This is a genomic window from Cyanobium sp. Copco_Reservoir_LC18 (assembly GCF_009834675.1).
Lineage (GTDB): Bacteria > Cyanobacteriota > Cyanobacteriia > PCC-6307 > Cyanobiaceae > Cyanobium > Cyanobium minutissimum.
This window is the reverse complement of sequence record NZ_ASAC01000026.1, coordinates 272,493-287,436: the sequence shown is the minus strand read 5'-3', so window position 1 is coordinate 287,436 and position 14,944 is coordinate 272,493. Positions and strand designations below refer to the sequence as shown.

The following is a 14,944-nucleotide window of genomic DNA, read 5'->3' as shown; positions in this document are numbered from 1 at the left end:
GGCCCGTTCCGCGACTCCAGGGCCTTGAGTGAGCGGCTCGGATTGATCTGGGGTTCGGCCTTCTTCGCCGGCTCCCTGGCCCAGGCCACCGCCTGGCTCACCGGCCAGCCGGCGGTGGTGCTGCTGCTGGCGATCGGTCTGCTGACGGGCCATGCCGGTTTCGATCTGGTCCATCCCGAGAACCTGGGCGCCGGTCTGGAGCCCCTGGTCGGCCTGCTGGTGAGCCTGGTGCTCTTCGACGGGGGGCTCAACCTGCGCCTGGCCGGCCGCGATCTGCAGCGGTCGGTGTTGCAGCTGGTGCTGGTGCGCCTGGTGCTGGGCCTTCCCCTGGCGGCCCTGCTGGCCCACCTCCTGGCGGGCCTGCCCTGGTCCCTGGCGCTGGTCTACGGCGCCATCGCCCTGGCCACCGGCCCCACCGTGGTCACCCCGATGGTGCGCCAGCTGCGCCTGGCGCCGAAGCTGGGTCAGCTGCTGGAGGCCGAGGGGCTGATCCTCGAGCCGGTCAGTGCCGTGCTCGGCCTGGTGCTGCTCCAGGTGACCCTGGGGGACCTGGGCAGCTGGCAGGAGGTGGCCTCCCGCCTGCTGCTGCGACTCGGGGGCGGGGTGGTCCTCGGCGGGCTGGCCGGGCTGCTGCTCTCGGAGGCCCTGCGGCGGCTCGGTGCCGTCGCGGCCTCCCGGGGGGCCGAGGGGGCGCCCGCCGCCGGAGGGAACGGGCTGGAGCTGCAGCTCACCCTCGGCGTGCTGTTCCTGATGTTCAGCGGCTGTGAGGCCCTGCTGCCGGAGTCGGGCCTGCCGGCGGCGGTGGGCGCCGGGGTGGTGGTGGGGCTGCGCCTCGATGCGGCCGCCAGCCAGCTCGACGAGCTGATCCGCCAGCTGGCCATGCTGGCCATCACGGTGCTGTTTCCCCTGCTGGCGGCCGATGTCTCCTGGGCGGAGCTGAGCCCCCTCGGCCTGGGCGGCCTGGGTTGCGTGCTCGCCCTGATGCTGATGCGCTGGCCCCTGATCCAGCTCACCGGCATCGGGCTCCCCAGCCTCGACTGGAAGGAAAAGGCCCTGCTCAGCTGGATCGCTCCGCGGGGCATCGTCACCGCGGCGGTGGTGAGCCTGTTCGCCCTCGAGCTCGACCGGGCCGAGGTCCCCGGCGGCGCCACCCTCAAGGGGCTGGTGTTCCTGACCATCCTGATGACCGTGGGCCTGCAGGGGTTCACCGCCCCCTGGCTGGTGCAGCGCCTCGGGCTGGCCCAGCCCGAGGTCGCCCCGGAGCTGCCCGGCGGGACCGGCTGAGGGCCCCCGGTGGCAGGATCGGACCCTTGCCGCGCGCCAGCCATGGGTGCCTTGCCCCGGGGCCCTGCGCCGATGGTCCGGCCGGATCCCGAGCAGGCCCTGGCCGCCGGCGGCTGGGTGAAGCTGATCGGCGGGGCCAGCAACCAGGATCTGGTCGCCATCGAGGACCTGGCCGGCATCCATGCCCTGGCCGGGGTCCACTGCATCGATGTGGCCGCCGATCCGCCGGTGGTGGCCGCGGCGCGGCGGGGCATGGCCTGGGCCGAAGCCAGGGGCGCGGCCCGTCCCTGGCTGATGGTCAGCCTTAGTGACGGCCTCGACCCCCACTTCCGCAAGGCCTGGTTCGATCCGGACCGCTGCCCGCCCGCCTGCCCCCGGCCCTGCGAGCGGGTCTGCCCCGCCCTGGCGATCGGCGGCACGGGGGTGGTGGAGGAGCGCTGCTACGGCTGCGGCCGCTGCCTGCCGGCCTGCCCCCTGGGGCTGATCGAGGAGCGCAGCCAGGTGCTGGAGGCGGCCGGGGTGGGCCCGCTGCTGGCGCAGCTGGCCCCGGACGCCGTGGAGCTCCACACCCGGCCGGGGCGGCTGGAGGCCTTCGGCGATCGGGTGGCCCAGCTGGTCGCCAGCGGGGTGCCGCTGCGCCGGGTGGCGGTCAGCGCCGCCCTGGAGGGCGGGACGACGGTGGATGGGCTGGCGTCGGAGCTCTGGCAGCGGTTCCGGCTGCTGCGCGGGGCCGGCTTCCGGCCCCTCTGGCAGCTGGACGGCCGGCCGATGAGCGGCGATGTGGGGGTCGGCACGGCCCATGCGGCGGTGGGCCTGCTGGAGCGGCTGGGGCCGCTGGCGCCGCCGGGGCCGCTGCAGCTGGCCGGCGGCACCAACGCCCACACCCTGGCGGTGCTGGCCCGCTCCCCAGCGGCCGGGCCCCGGGCGGCCGGGGTGGCCTTCGGCGGGGTGGCCCGCCGCCAGCTCCAGCCCCTGCTGCAGGAGGCCCAGGCCGAGGGGCGGCGGCTGCTCGACCTCCCCCTGCTCTGGCCCCGGGCCCTGGCCCTGGCCGAGGCGCTGGTGGCCCCCTGGCTGGCCCGCGGTGTCGCCGCCCCCCGGGGTCTGGCGGACCCCGGGCCCGGCTAGAACGAACGGGCAGCTCCCCCCGCCGCCCCCTGGAGCCTTCGCCTCCCCCTTCCCTTTCCCCCCAGCGGGTCACCGACGACCTGGACCGTCTGCTGGCCGTGCTGCCGCCCGTGGTGCAGCGGGTCCTGGCCGGGCCCGAGCAGCGGGAGGGCCTGCTGGAGGTGGTGCTCGACCTGGGGCGGGTGCCGGAGGCCCGCTATCCCGGCCGGGTGCTGGCGCTGGGCACCGAGGCGATCGAGCGCGCCGACCTGGCGGCGGTGCTGCAGCGTCTCGGTCCCTTCGGCGGCGACAACCGCGCCGGCATCGAGCGCACCCTGCACCGCATCAGCGCCATCCGCAACCGCACCGGCGACGTGGTGGGGCTCACCTGCCGGGTGGGCCGGGCGGTGTTCGGCACGGTGGCGATGGTGCGCGACCTGCTGGACACGGGCCAGTCGCTGCTGCTGATGGGCCGCCCCGGGGTGGGCAAGACCACGGCCCTGCGGGAGATCGCCCGGGTGCTCGCCGACGATCTGCAGCGCCGGGTGGTGGTGATCGACACCAGCAACGAGATCGCCGGTGACGGCGACATCCCCCACCCCGCCATCGGCCGGGCCCGGCGGATGCAGGTGGCCCGCCCGGAGCTGCAGCACCAGGTGATGATCGAGGCGGTGGAGAACCACATGCCCGAGGTCATCGTCATCGATGAGATCGGCACCGAACTGGAGGCCCAGGCGGCCCGCACCATCGCCGAACGGGGGGTGATGCTGGTGGCCACGGCCCACGGCAACGAACTGGCCAACCTGATCCGCAACCCCACCCTCAGCGACCTGGTGGGCGGGATCCAGTCGGTCACCCTGGGGGACGAGGAGGCCCGCCGCCGCCGCACCCAGAAGACCGTGCTGGAACGGGCGGCCGAGCCCACCTTCCCCCTGGCGGTGGAGATGCACAGCCGCCATCGCTGGCTGGTGCACCGCGACGTGGCCGGCACCGTCGACCTGCTGCTGCGCGGCCAGCCCACCCACCCCCAGGTGCGGGAGCTGGGCGGCGACGGCCGCCTGGTACTGCGCGACGACGGCCCCGTCCGCCCCGCCCCGCCGCCCGCCTGGGCCACCCCCCCTGCGCCCCCCCGTCGCCCGGGCCCCGCCCCCCTGGCGGTGGTGCCCCTGCCCGATCCGACGGCCCCCCGGCCCGCCGCCGCCACCCCAGCCCCGGCGTCGCCCGCCCTGCGGGTCTATGGGGTGGGGCTGGCGGCCCAGCAGCTGGAGGAGGCCGTGCGCCGCCGCCAGCTGCCGGTGCAGGTGGTGGAGGGCCCGGAGCAGGCCGATGCGGTGCTGAGCGTGCGGGGCCAGCTGGGGCGCGACCCGGAGCTGCGCCGCCAGGCCCGCGAGCTCGGCCTGCCGATCCTGGTGATCAAATCCGACACCCCCCACCAGCTGCAGCGGGCCATGGAGCGCCTGCTGGAACGGCGACGGGGGGGAGACGGGGCGGACGGAGGGGAACCGGCCGCACCGGCCCGCCTCGACGACGCCCACGCGGCCCTGGAGGAATGCCGGCTGGCGGTGGAGCAGGTGGTGCTCCCCGAGGGACGGCCGGTGGAGCTGCTGCCCCGCAGCGAGGCGGTGCGGGCCCTGCAGGCCGAGCTGGTGCACCACTACCGGCTGCGCAGTGCCGTCTTCGGCCGCGGCCTGCAGCAGCGCCTGCGGGTCTTCCCCGCCTGAAGGGGCCTGCCGCCGGGGGTGGGTGCCGGCGAGTTGACGAAGGACCAGCCGCTGTGGGTAACTAGCAGGGCGCCGGTTTCGCACCGACGCCTGCCCCATCCCATGGGCTTGATTGGGCCGTCGCCAAGCGGTAAGGCATCGGGTTTTGGTCCCGACATTCCTAGGTTCGAATCCTAGCGGCCCAGTTTTTTCTCTCTTCTTCACCGGTGCCTGAACGCCCGTTGCTGGTGTTCGATTTCGACGGCGTGCTGGTGGACGGCATGGCCGAGTACTGGTGGTCGGCCCGGCGGGCGGCCCTGGCCCTGGTGGGCGGAGCCGCCGGTGCGAGCGCCGCCCCCGCCGCCTGGCACCTGCCGGAGCAGGCGCCGCCTGGGTTCGCCGTGCTGCGGCCCCTGATCCACAAGGGCTGGGAGATGGTGCTGATGGCCGCCGAACTGGGTCGGCCCGACGTCGATCTCGCCGCCGCCCTGGCCGATTACGACACCTTCCTCGGAGCGGCCCTGCGGCGCTGGGGCTGGACGACCGACCAGCTGCAGCTGGCGCTCGAGGGGCTGCGGGCCGAGGCCATCGCCACCGATCTCGACGCCTGGCTGGCCCTGCACCGCTTCTACCCCGGCGTCGAGGCGCGCCTGGGCCGTCTGGCGGCGGAGGGGGCCGACTGGGCCGTGCTCACCACCAAGGGCGGGGCCTTCGCCGCCCGGCTGCTGGCCGCCGCCGGCCTCACGCCCCTGGCCCTGTACGGCCACGAACAGGGCAGCAAGCCGTCGGTGCTGGCGCAGCTGGTGGCCGGGCATGACCCCTCGGAGCGTCCCCTGTGGTTCATTGAGGACCGCCGCCCCACCCTGGAGCTGGTGCGGCGGACCCCCGGGCTGGAGGCGGTGCGCTGCTGTCTGGTGTCGTGGGGGTACCTGGGTCCCGGGGACGGGGAGGGGCTGGCCCCCCTGGGCATCCACTGGCTGGAGCCCGCCGGCTTCGAGGCCCCCCTGGCGCTCTGGCCATGAACCGCTAGAGTACGCCCGTACTACACGGGATTGATACGCCGGCCTCTCCGGGTGGCACTGGTTGTCCAGAGGTCGCAGGATGGCGCCTGGTTCCGGCCCCCTCTCCCACCACCCGTCTGCACGGCTCCGGCCTGCTGCGGCCCGTTCCATCACCCACCCCCACCATGCCTGCCGATTCCAGGGCCACGGCCGCCGCCGCCGCGTCTTCCTCCACCCCGTCCACCTCCTACGTGTCCGCCGCCGCCCCCAGCGGCGATCCCCGGGCCGCCGCGGAGCGCGACAAGGCCCTGGGCCTGGTGCTCACCCAGATCGAGCGCAACTTCGGCAAGGGCTCGATCATGCGGCTGGGGGATGCCTCCCGCATGCGGGTGGAAACGGTCCCCACCGGGGCGCTCACCCTCGATCTGGCCCTCGGGGGCGGCTATCCCAAGGGCCGGGTGGTGGAGGTCTACGGGCCGGAGAGCTCCGGCAAGACCACCCTCACCCTCCATGCCATCGCCGAGGTGCAGAAGCGCGGCGGCGTGGCGGCCTTCGTGGATGCGGAGCATGCCCTCGATCCGGTCTATGCCGCCGCCCTCGGGGTCGACATCGAGAACCTGCTGGTCTCCCAGCCGGACACCGGCGAGATGGCCCTGGAGATCGTCGACCAGCTGGTCCGCTCGGCCGCCGTCGACATCGTCGTCGTCGACTCGGTGGCGGCCCTCACGCCCCGGGCCGAGATCGAGGGGGAGATGGGTGACCTGGCGGTGGGCAGCCAGGCCCGGCTGATGAGCCAGGCCATGCGCAAGATCACCGGCAACATCGGCAAGTCCGGCTGCACGGTGATCTTCCTCAACCAGCTGCGCCAGAAGATCGGCGTCACCTACGGCAACCCGGAAACCACCACCGGTGGCAACGCCCTCAAGTTCTATGCCTCGGTGCGACTCGACATCCGCCGCATCCAGACCCTCAAGCGCGGCACCGAGGAGTACGGCATCCGGGCCAAGGTGAAGGTGGCCAAGAACAAGGTGGCACCCCCCTTCCGCATCGCCGAGTTCGACATCCTGTTCGGCCGCGGCATCAGCACCCTGGGCTGTCTGCTCGATCTGGCCGAGGAAACGGGCGTGGTCACCCGCAAGGGCGCCTGGTACAGCTACGAGGGCGACAACATCGGCCAGGGCCGCGACAACACGATCGCCTGGCTGGAGCAGAACCCCGCGCCCAAGGAGGTGATCGAGTCGCTCACCCGTCAGAAGCTCACCGAGGGCTCCGAAGTCACCGCCAACTCGATGAAGCCCCTGGCGGCGGCGGCCAAGCTGGCGGCGGCCAAGCCTGCGCCCGGTGGCGAGGCCGCCGAACCGGAGGTGCTGCCCGCCGCCGGCTGATCGCGGGGGTCACGGAACCAGGCCCCCCTGAGCCCGGCCCCCCCGGCCCCCTGGGCGCCTGGCTCAGGGGGCTCCGGGATCAGGACTGGGCCGGCAGAGCCGCTCCGGAAGTCCTGGTGCTCGCCGCAGCCGACTCGGCCGTGGGCTGCAGCACCAGCACCACCCGCTGGAGTTCCTGGATGGCGTCGGCGCCCTCGAGCTTCACCAGCTCCTGGCCGTGGCGGGACTCCACCCAGCTGATGCCGAAATCGGATACCAGCAGCCGCACCATGTGGTTGTCGCCCAGGTCGGCGACGAAGGAGGCGCCATGGCCGTCGCGGCCGTCGCCGCAGGTGTAGCAGGTGGCCACGTGGCCCTGTTTCCGCAGGGACACTGCCAGGGCCTGGAGGCTCAGGATCAGATCCTCAACGGCCGAGCGGTACTGCTCGGCCAGCCGGAGAAACATGGGTCGTTCCCATCACGATCCGCAGATCATAAGGATTTCTTCCGATTCTTGCCAGGCGCTGCGGCGCCTGTGGGGAGACCCGCACGCGGCGGCCGTGCTCAGCCGTCGGCCAGGGTCCACCAGCCCGCCGCCGGGCCGATGAAGCGCACGGTCACCCAGAACAGGGCCAGGGCACCGATGCCGATCCAGGCCCCCTTTGTGGTGATGGCCACGAAGCGGGAGGCCTGGTTGCGGGTCAGGGGCAGCCAGGGGGCGATGCGGGGCGAGGTGTCCACGGGCTTGGCCTTGCTGGCGCGTGGCTTGTCGCGGGGCGGCAGACCCTGTTCGGCCCGGCGTTTGGCTTCCCCCATCGGAGATTCGGTCGCAACTCTGGGGGCAGGCTAGGAGTCGGGCCGCAACCGGGTCAGGGCCACCCAGGGCTCCAGGGCGGTGAACACCAGCCGCCCCCAGCTGCGGCCCCGCAGGCGCCCATCCAGCACCGCCAGCCGGCCACCGCTGCGGCGCAGCCCCGCCACGCCCCGCTGCAGCCGGTTGAGGGCCTCCGGCAGCAGCAGTTCCCGGAACCAGTCACGGCCCTGCTGGCGCAGCACCCCGACCCGGGCCGCCGTGAGCGGATCCTCCAGGCTGGCGATCGGCAGCAGGCCCACCACCACCTGGCAGGGCAGGGGCAGGCGCGGCTGGTGCTCCAGCCACCACTCCCAGCTGCAGCACACCACCCCGTTGCTCTCCGGGGCCAGGTTCTGGTGGCACACCCGGCTGCCGAACTCGGCGGCCAGGCCGCTGGCCAGGCCCAGGCACAGGGCCGGATCGTCGATCAGCACCACCGACAGGCCGCTCTGGCCCAGCACCAGCCGCCGGCCCTGCTCCAGCAGGTGCTCGGCGTACTGGGGACTGTTGGGCAGGGGCTGGCGCAGGGGGGCGTAGAGGGGCAGGGGGTCGGACAGGGGCGGATCGGCCAGATCGAGCACCACCGCGGGCTTCAGCCCCAGGGCGGCGCCGGAGGCGGGCTGGCCCTCCGCCGCCCGGCCGGTGGCCAGCTCGCCGATCAGCACCGCCCCCCGTCCCACCAGCAGGCCGGCCAGTTCCCCCAGGGGTTCGAGGGGTTGGCGCAGCAGGTTCCACTGCAGCAGGGAGGGATCCACCCGGGCCCAGCTGCTCCAGCCCGCCCCGGCGCGCAGCCAGCTCGGCCAGGGCTCCGGCAGGGGCTCCAGCAGCCGCAGCAGATGGCGCAGGGGGGCCTCGTCATCGTCGGCCAGGGCCACCAGCCGCTGGGGGGAGCGGGGATGGGCGAGCACCCGGCGGCTGAGCCGTTCATGCAGACCCAGCAGGCAGGCTTCGGCGCTGGGCTGGACGCGGCGCAGCTGGTCCCAGTGGCGGGGCTCCAGCTCCACCTCCAGGGCCTCGCGCAGGGCGGTCTCCAGCGTCTCGGCCTCGGGGATCACCAGTTGCCGTTCCCCCAGCTCGCCGCAGCGCCAGGCCGCCACCAGCTCGCGGTGGTCGAGCAGCCACAGCGGCGTGCCGGCGGGGGCCCCGGGACCTTCCCAGCAGGCCAGCTCCAGGCCCACGCTGCGCAGCCGGGGCCACTCCACCCGCAGCAGCCGCTGGCGCAGGGCCGGGGTCACCACCAGGGCCAGGGGAACGTCGCTGAGGGCCAGGGGCACCAGCAGGCTGATCCACCAGCTGGGGGCGGTGCCGGGGGCCAGGCGCACCAGGGTGTGGTCGGCCCGGCGCAGGCTGCGGGCCACCAGCCGGCTGAGGGTGAGGTGATGGGGCCAGCGTTCCACCCCCTCCCGCTGCAGGAGAGCCTTGAGGTGCTGGTGGGCGCGGGCTTCCAACATCGCCGGATCGTAGGAAGCTGGCCCCAGCCGATCCGCAGCGACGATGACACCCCTCTGGCAGCGCGAACCGGTGGGGGTGGTGGGCCTGGGGCTGATCGGCGGCTCCCTGGGGCTCGATCTGCTGGCGGCGGGTGCCCAGGTGCGGGCCCTGGTGCACCGGCCGGCCACCGCTGAGCGGGCCAGGGAGCGGGGGCTGGCCAGTGCGGTGAGCATCGATCCGGCCGTGCTCGAGGGCTGCGGACTGGTGCTGCTGGCCCTGCCCCTCGACCGGCTGCTGGATCCCGAGCCCGCCCTGCTGGCGGCCCTGCCGGCCGCGGCGGTGGTCACCGATGTGGGCTCGGTGAAGGGGCCGGTGCTGCGCCGCTGGCAGCAGCTGCTGCAGGCGGCCGGCGATGGCCCGGCCCCGTCCCGGTTCGTGGCCTCCCATCCGATGGCGGGCACGGCCCACGCCGGGGTGGAGGCGGGGGAGCGGGGGCTGTTCCGGGGACGGCCCTGGGTGGCGACCCCGGCGCCAAACACGGACCCGGCGGCGCTGGGGGCGGTGCGCGAGCTGGCGGAGGCCCTCGGGGCCCGCTGGCTGTGCTGCGACGCCGAGGCCCACGACCGGGCCGTGGCCCTGATCTCCCATCTGCCGGTGCTGGTGGGGGCGGCCCTGCTGCAGGCGGCCGAGGCCGGCGGCGGCGAGGCCGGCGGGGCGCCGGAGGTCGGGGCCGGGCTGGTGCGGGCCCTGGCCTCCAGTGGCTTCGCCGACACGACCCGGGTCGGCGGCGGCAACCCGGAGCTGGGCAGGCTGATGGCCCAGGCCAACCGCACGGCGCTGCTGGAGGCCCTGGGGCACTACCGGCGCTCCCTGGCCGACCTCGAGGCGATGGTGCGGGCGGAGGACTGGAGCGCTCTGGAGCAGTCGCTGGCGCGCAGTCAACAGCTGCGGCCCGACTTCCTCTGACCGGGGGATGCCGATAGGCTCCTTGGCCCATGGATGCCTACGGGCCCGGCGATGAAGACCAGGCCATCGCGACCGTCCAAGCGCAACCGCGGCGCCGGCGGTATCCGCAGCCGCCGGATCCGGCCGGGCTCCCCCCCGGGCACCGTGGAGTTCGTGGGCGAGCAGCGCCTGGCCAGGGTCCAGATCGATGTCATTCACTACGACGCCGAGGGGTGTTCAGAGCATCGCGACGCCTCGGTCCACGGCTGCGCCGAGGCGGTGGCGGCGGGCAGCATCACCTGGATGAACGTCAGCGGCGTCCATGACGTTGCCCTGGTGGAGCGGCTCGGCGCGCGCTTCGGCCTGCATCCGATGACGCTGGAAGACATCGCCAACACCACCCAGCGCCCCAAGGTGGAGGAGTTTCCTGGGTACGTCTTCATGGTGCTGAAGATGATCGCCTTCAACGAAGACACCCAGACCATCGACATCGAGCATGTCAGCGTGATCCTCGGCGACCACTTCGTGATCTCCTTCCTCGAGGACGATGGCGATGTCTTTGACGGGGTGCGTGAGCGGATCCGCTCCGCCGGCGGCCGGATCCGCAGGATGAAGGCCGACTACCTCGCCTACTCCCTCCTCGATGCCGTCGTCGACCATTACTTCCTGGCGGTCGAGCGCATGGGCGACACCATCGAAGAAGTGGACGACCGGCTGCTGGAGGATCCCCACCCCGGCGACATCAAGGAGATCCATGGCCTCAAACGGTCCATCCTCAGCCTGCGCAAGGCCGTCTGGCCGATCCGGGAGGAGGTGGCCATGATCGTCAAGAGCGAATCGCCCCTGCTGACGGCCGAGAGCCGGGTGTTCTGGCGTGATCTCTACGACCACTGCATCCAGATCATCGATCTGGTCGAGACCCACCGCGACATTCTCGGGGGCATGCACGACACCTACCTCTCCACCCTCAGCCATCGGATGAACGAGGTGATGAAGGTGCTGACGATCATCTCCACGATCTTCATCCCCCTCACCTTCATCGCCGGGGTCTATGGGATGAACTTCAAGGAGATGCCCGAGCTGGAATGGCGTGGAGGCTATTACTTGGTGTGGGCGGTGATGATCGTGATCAGCGTCTCCCTGTATCTCTACTTCCGCCGCAAGCAGTGGCTCTGAGGGCCCCGCTCGCCCCTGCCGTGGTGATGTAGCTAAAGCCACAGTTTTTGGCTTTTCTTTCTCCCCGCTACGGATCATTGCCGCTTCAGGCCCTCCGTGGGCAGCGGGCGACGACGTTTCTAGCCTGGGTCGGAATGCGTTGAACGCGCGTGAGTTTCCTGAGTGATGCCATGCAGCTCCTGAGGGAGGCCGGCACGGCGGCCGGCCTGTCGGAAGGGGCCATCCAATGCCATGCCGGCTGCTACCGGGAGAACCTGTCCCGCTGCAGCGATGCGATGCTGCAGTACGAGCGGGTCTGGCTGCAGCAGCAGCTGCGGGCCCTGCGGGACTGCGAGGGCCATCCGGTGCTGATGGCGCGGGTGGGCGGTGAGGATCGGCTGCGCGCTCTGGTGTCCCAGAGCGTGCTGTTCCAGCTGCTGCTGCAGAACGAGTTCGCCCGGCGCGGCCTGACGCCCGAGGAGCCCCGCGGGTCGGTGGTGGCGGCCGAGGAGGCCTGGGAGATCACCAGCGTGCAGGTCAAGCGGGAGTGGGGGATCCTGCCCACCTGAAGCGGATCGCCCTGCTGCACCTGGGGCGGATCCACGACGAGACGCCGGCGCTGCGGGCCCGTCTCGCCCGTCGCGGCATCGCCAGTGAGCTGGTGCCCCTGCCCCCGCTGGCGGCGTGCGAGCGGGCGGCGGCCGGGCCACGTGCCACTGGCGGCGATGACTGGGGCCGCTTCGATCTGGTCACGGTGCGCGACTGCCGCGGCAGCCACCGATACCCCGATTTCCTGCCCCGGATCCGGGCCCTGGCGCAGCAGCTCGGCAGCCTCGGGGTGCCCCTGGCCAACCCCCTGCCGGTGATCGAGGCCGGCCATGCCAAGAACGACTACCTGCCCCGGCTCGCCCGGGAGGGGGTGGCCCTGATCCCCAGCCGCTGGCTGCCGCGGGGCTGGTGCGGATCCCTGGCGGAGCTCCTGGAGGACGGCGGCTGGCAGGAGGCGGTGCTCAAGCCGGCGATCGGCTCGAAGAGCTGGCACACCTACCGGGTGCGTCGGGAGGGTACCCGCCTGACGATCACCGCGGCCGATGGCCGCCAGCCGGTGGCGGCCGGGGCGGTCGATGGCTGGCTGGCCGCACTCACCCGGGACGGGGAGGTGTGCCTGCAGCCGTTTCTGAGCGCGGTCTGCCGGGAGGGGGAGTTCAGTGCCGTGATGCTCGGCGGCCGTTTCTCCCACGCGGTGGCCAAGACCGTGGCGGCCGGCGGCTGGATCGCCCACGAACGCTTCGGCGGCACCAACACCCTGCGGCAGGCGAGTGCGGCGGAGCGGCGCTGGGCCGAGGCGATCGGGGAGCGCCTGCGCCGGCGCTTCGGGGTGCTGCCCTACGCCCGCATCGACGGCATCCGCGATGGGGCGGGGGACCTGTGCTGCTGGAATGCGAACTGGTGATCCCGCGCCTGTTCCTGGCCGAGGGGGGGGCCTTCGACCGTTACGCCGAGGTCCTGCTCGGCCCCGCCAGCACCCGCATGGCCTGGTAGCCGTCGAGGGTGGGGGGTTCGCTCTCGGGCAGCTCCTCGGAGCGCAGGGCCACGGCCACGGTGGCCACCCAGGGACGGGTGCCGGCGTCAGCGGGGAACACCAGCACCACGGTGCCGGCCGAAGGGGTGGTGGCGGGATCCTCCGCGACGATCTCCAGGGCCACCCGGGTGCGGCGGCACTGCAGGGCACGGGCCTCCAGCAGGGCCACGAACTCGTCGGTGTTCCAGCGGGCCTCGCTGCCCTGGCAGGGGAAGCGCTCACTCAGGCCGGCGGCGCCCAGCTCCTCGATGGCGCTGCCGCGGCGCCCATCCCAGACCAGCAGCAGGTTGGCGTCATGGCCGAGGGCGTTCTGCTCCACCCGCTCGCGATCGAGCACCAGACGGCGCTCGAGGCCCTGCTTCTCCGCCGGCATCGACAGACACACCTTGAGGGCCTGGGCCACCTCGCAGCTGCGGCCCTCGCAGAACCCCCGATGGGCGGTGAGGATGTCGTCGGCGGCGGCCACGATCTCCAGGGCCGGCAGGCTCCGGGTCAGCTCCTGCATCATGGCGTTGAACAGAACACCCCCATCCCCGAAGGGGCCGCGGTCGGGATCGGTGGCCTCCAGCATCTGATCGATGGCGGAGCGCACCAGCTCCCGCCTCCAGGTCAGATACGTCATGGGGATTCACTCCGGGTGCAATGTTTTTTCAGTGTGTCTCCAGCACTGGAATGCAGCCACGCTCTGTTACATTCCCCGGCTTTTGTATCAATAATAACTGTTTAATGTGTTGAAGTCGTGATCTGACGATCCCGCTCAGCCGGCATCCCCACGGCGCAACCGCAGCATCGGGGTCTCCCCTTCGAAGCCCTCGTCGTAGGCGGTGTCCTCCAGCTGGCCCTGCCAGCCAGGGGGCAGGGAGGCCAGCAGGGGTTCCACCCAGGGATGGACCCGGGGGCGCCGCTCGATCGTGTGGGCCGGGTAGAGGCGCACCTCCCGCCGGCTCACCCGCAGCAGTTCGGCCAGGGCGCGGCGATGCCAGTCGAGGTCGAAGTCGGGTTGTTCGCTGAGCCCGCCGTCGGCGATCGGCGCGTAGCAGAAGAGCAGGTGGCCGCAGAGCACCAGGTCGAAGCTGGCCGCCTCGAAGGGAAGGGAGGGCAGCGCCGCCGCCCGGTAGGCCTCCGGGTGGTCGCGCCGGTCGGCCAGGAAGGCCTCCAGGGCCTGCATCTTTCCCTGGCGGAACCGGGACAGGTCGAAGTCCGGCCGTACCGAGGCACTCCGGGCCAGGCGCTCCATGGTGAAGGCGACGTCGTCGCGGCAGCGCTGTTCCAGCTCCGCCATCGACAGGTCGTAGAGGGGGTCCGCCGCCACGCTCTCCACCCCGGCGGCCCGGGCCAGGGCGGTGAAGGAGCCGGGACCGCCGGGGCAGTCCAGGACCCGCTGGCCGCGCCAGGCCGCCAGATCGAGGTTGAAGAAGGCCAGGGCGTCGGCCCCGGTGCGTCCGAAGAACACCACCCTCGGCAGATCCATGGCCGGTCACCAACGCGCTGCAGACGCTAGCCGCCGGAAGGGATCGGGCCCGCTCAGGGCCCCGGAACGCGGCGCAGACTCAGGGCGATGGCACCGTCGGCGCGGCGCAGTTCAAGGGAATCGCCCTCCAGCCGCAGGCTGACGGCCGTGGGCAGGGCGGCCAGGAACTGCCGCTCCTGCTCCATCACCCCGGCGCCCGGACAGCGGCGGCGGGTCGCCACCGGAGTGCCGATGCGCAGGCGGCTGCCCTCCAGCCGCACCGGCGCGGTGTAGCGGTTGCAGCCCGCCGAGCCGGCCAGCTGGTTGCCGTTCACGAGGCGCAGCGACAGGGAGGTGCCCAGGATCGGGCTCACCAGGGCCTGGCGGCCGTTGTTGAAGCCGGCCACCCGCCAGCTGCTGCCCGCCAGCTGCTGTGCCTGGGGCACCAGCACCACCAGGGGCCGGCCGTCGGCGGCGAGGAGGCGCAGGCGCTCGCCACCGAGGCGGAAGCCCCGGCTGTTCCGCAGGGCCGTCTGGAAGGCCTCCGCCTGCTGCATCACCGCCGGCGGGCAGGCCATCTTGGTGCTCATGCCCCGGGCCGACACCTGCAGGGTGGTTCCCCGCACGCTGACGGGGGCGCCATAGCGGTTGCAGCCGTCGCTGCCCGCCACCCGGCCGTTCTCGAAGCGAAGCGTGAGGCTGGTGCCCCCCAGGGGCGGGCGCTCCCCCAGCCGCTCCACCACCCAGGCGGTGTTCTCCAGCCGGGCGGCGGACGTGGTGGAGGCCAGGGCCGCGGCCTGGGGCGCCGCCGGCAGAAGCACCAGAGCCGAGATGCCCGCCAGCAGGGCGTGGGGGCGGCGCTGCACGTTCGCTTGCATCGTCATCACGGGGGCTCAGGATCCGAGGCGGGCGGCGATCCAGGCGCCCATGCCGCCGGCGGTGGGGTGGGGCGCCACGTCACGGTCGAGCCACCAGAACGACAGGGCCAGCACGTTCAGACCAATGACCAGGGCGTAGATCCGCCAGCCTTCCGGGAGCTTCATGTCGTCGGCCTGCGATCGCGGCGACGATAGAT

Annotated in this window: 16 protein-coding genes and 1 tRNA gene; 10 read left to right on the top strand and 7 right to left on the bottom strand. The window is 73.0% G+C overall.

Annotated features, from left to right (window positions below):
* The first annotated feature begins 24 nt into the window (after positions 1-24).
* The 6 genes from L107_RS15860 to recA all read left to right on the top strand — a co-directional run bounded on the left by L107_RS15860 (position 25) and on the right by recA (position 6,474).
* The gene (locus tag L107_RS15860; RefSeq protein WP_159820411.1) at positions 25-1,284 is read left to right on the top strand and encodes a sodium:proton antiporter; all 1,260 of its coding nucleotides are present in this window, start codon (positions 25-27) and stop codon (positions 1,282-1,284) included.
* 72 nt (positions 1,285-1,356) lie between these two features.
* Positions 1,357-2,409, top strand: a complete 1,053-nt coding sequence (locus L107_RS15855; RefSeq protein ID WP_159820409.1) for an LdpA C-terminal domain-containing domain — start codon at positions 1,357-1,359, stop codon at positions 2,407-2,409.
* Between the two features lie 98 nt (positions 2,410-2,507).
* Positions 2,508-4,109, top strand: coding sequence for an AAA family ATPase (locus L107_RS15850; protein WP_201295924.1), 1,602 nt, complete (start codon positions 2,508-2,510; stop codon positions 4,107-4,109).
* 113 nt (positions 4,110-4,222) lie between these two features.
* A tRNA-Gln gene (locus tag L107_RS15845) sits at positions 4,223-4,294 on the top strand.
* 21 nt (positions 4,295-4,315) lie between these two features.
* Complete coding sequence (locus tag L107_RS15840) at positions 4,316-5,110, top strand: HAD family hydrolase (RefSeq protein WP_159820407.1); 795 nt, start codon at positions 4,316-4,318, stop codon at positions 5,108-5,110.
* Between the two features lie 164 nt (positions 5,111-5,274).
* Positions 5,275-6,474 (top strand): recombinase RecA, encoded by a 1,200-nt coding sequence (gene recA / locus L107_RS15835; RefSeq protein ID WP_236550737.1) that lies wholly within the window; start codon positions 5,275-5,277, stop codon positions 6,472-6,474.
* Positions 6,475-6,553: 79 nt separating this feature from the next.
* Here recA and L107_RS15830 read toward each other — a convergent pair whose 3' ends face one another.
* The 3 genes from L107_RS15830 to L107_RS15820 form a co-directional block, all read right to left on the bottom strand.
* The gene (locus L107_RS15830; protein WP_159820405.1) at positions 6,554-6,919 is read right to left on the bottom strand and encodes a DUF1815 family protein; all 366 of its coding nucleotides are present in this window, start codon (positions 6,917-6,919) and stop codon (positions 6,554-6,556) included.
* Between the two features lie 98 nt (positions 6,920-7,017).
* Positions 7,018-7,269, bottom strand: a complete 252-nt coding sequence (locus tag L107_RS15825) for a DUF2839 domain-containing protein (RefSeq protein WP_159820403.1) — start codon at positions 7,267-7,269, stop codon at positions 7,018-7,020.
* A 30-nt stretch (positions 7,270-7,299) separates the two neighbouring features.
* Positions 7,300-8,757 (bottom strand): helicase, encoded by a 1,458-nt coding sequence (locus tag L107_RS15820; RefSeq protein WP_106221694.1) that lies wholly within the window; start codon positions 8,755-8,757, stop codon positions 7,300-7,302.
* Positions 8,758-8,800: 43 nt separating this feature from the next.
* On the opposite strand from L107_RS15820, the gene L107_RS15815 reads away from it, so the two are divergent.
* The 4 genes from L107_RS15815 (at position 8,801) to L107_RS15800 (ending at position 12,290) form a co-directional block, all read left to right on the top strand.
* Positions 8,801-9,703 (top strand): prephenate/arogenate dehydrogenase, encoded by a 903-nt coding sequence (locus L107_RS15815; protein ID WP_159820401.1) that lies wholly within the window; start codon positions 8,801-8,803, stop codon positions 9,701-9,703.
* A 51-nt stretch (positions 9,704-9,754) separates the two neighbouring features.
* A complete protein-coding gene (gene corA / locus L107_RS15810) occupies positions 9,755-10,858 on the top strand; it encodes a magnesium/cobalt transporter CorA (RefSeq protein ID WP_159820399.1) in 1,104 nt (367 codons plus the stop codon).
* A 170-nt stretch (positions 10,859-11,028) separates the two neighbouring features.
* A complete protein-coding gene (locus L107_RS15805; protein ID WP_159820397.1) occupies positions 11,029-11,406 on the top strand; it encodes a hypothetical protein in 378 nt (125 codons plus the stop codon).
* Positions 11,385-12,290, top strand: coding sequence for a RimK family alpha-L-glutamate ligase (locus tag L107_RS15800; RefSeq protein ID WP_159820395.1), 906 nt, complete (start codon positions 11,385-11,387; stop codon positions 12,288-12,290). The genes L107_RS15805 and L107_RS15800 overlap by 22 nt, the downstream gene beginning before the upstream one ends.
* Before the next feature lie 40 nt (positions 12,291-12,330).
* Here L107_RS15800 and L107_RS15795 read toward each other — a convergent pair whose 3' ends face one another.
* From L107_RS15795 to L107_RS15780, 4 genes are all read right to left on the bottom strand, one after another.
* Positions 12,331-13,041, bottom strand: a complete 711-nt coding sequence (locus L107_RS15795) for a hypothetical protein (RefSeq protein WP_159820393.1) — start codon at positions 13,039-13,041, stop codon at positions 12,331-12,333.
* Positions 13,042-13,176: 135 nt separating this feature from the next.
* A complete protein-coding gene (locus L107_RS15790; RefSeq protein ID WP_159820391.1) occupies positions 13,177-13,890 on the bottom strand; it encodes a class I SAM-dependent methyltransferase in 714 nt (237 codons plus the stop codon).
* 53 nt (positions 13,891-13,943) lie between these two features.
* A complete protein-coding gene (locus L107_RS15785) occupies positions 13,944-14,753 on the bottom strand; it encodes an META domain-containing protein (RefSeq protein WP_159820389.1) in 810 nt (269 codons plus the stop codon).
* Between the two features lie 9 nt (positions 14,754-14,762).
* Positions 14,763-14,912, bottom strand: coding sequence for a hypothetical protein (locus L107_RS15780; protein WP_159820387.1), 150 nt, complete (start codon positions 14,910-14,912; stop codon positions 14,763-14,765).
* Between the last annotated feature and the right edge of the window lie 32 nt (positions 14,913-14,944).